Genomic DNA, 235 nt, shown 5'->3' with positions numbered 1-235 from the left:
GCTGGTCGCCGCCGCGGTCGCGGGGCTGGTCGCGGCGGGCGAGCCGCTGCCGCAATGGCTGGCGGTCGGCATCGGCGTCTATGCGGTCTTTTCCTGGGCCAGCGCGCTGCGCCACCGCGATCCGCCGACCTTCGCGCTGATCGTCGGCACACCCGCGTTCCTGTGCACCGTCGTCGGCTACGGCCTCAACGCCTTCATGAGCTATGCCGCCGGTTTCTGGGCCGCGCCCTATGCG

Annotated in this window: 1 pseudogene; it reads left to right on the top strand. The window is 72.3% G+C overall.

The window, feature by feature from the left end:
* Positions 1-235, top strand: a pseudogene (locus AX685_RS02160) (MFS transporter); the annotation flags it as partial.

The organism is Sphingomonas sp. CCH9-F2 (assembly GCF_001556735.1).
Lineage (GTDB): Bacteria > Pseudomonadota > Alphaproteobacteria > Sphingomonadales > Sphingomonadaceae > Sphingomonas > Sphingomonas ginsenosidimutans.
Note: the sequence above shows the minus strand (reverse complement) of the source record. Positions and strands in the feature narration are given on the sequence as shown.